Origin of the sequence: Halalkalibacter lacteus, from assembly GCF_036663595.1 — a bacterium.
GTDB lineage: Bacteria > Bacillota > Bacilli > Bacillales > Bacillaceae_D > Halalkalibacter > Halalkalibacter lacteus.
In genome coordinates, this window is record NZ_JAWRVL010000399.1 from 1 (window position 1) to 244 (window position 244).

Consider the following 244-nt stretch of genomic DNA (forward strand, 5'->3'; position numbering starts at 1 on the left):
CAGCTCGCGATAGGGAAAAGGGTCAACCAGAAACCGGTACCAGGACTCGAGCGATGCCTCCCAGCCGCAGCCCTGCTCGCCGACGCTGCCGACCATGGTCTCGAAGTTGCGGCTGAAGGTGCTCGCGTTGGTCTCCCCCGCCCGCCACTCGAGACAACCCTGGGCGTTCGCCCCGGTGTCCCGTCCGCGCGGCAAGCGGCCCACGAGGTGCGCCAGGTCGATGCCGTCGGGAGCCTCGTTGGCA

1 protein-coding gene is annotated in these 244 nt (G+C 68.9%); it reads right to left on the reverse strand.

Annotation, left to right across the window (positions count from 1 at the left end; translation table 11 throughout):
- On the reverse strand, positions 1–244 hold a 244-nt coding region (locus tag SAZ04_RS22800; RefSeq protein WP_332700033.1), incomplete at both ends, for a hypothetical protein.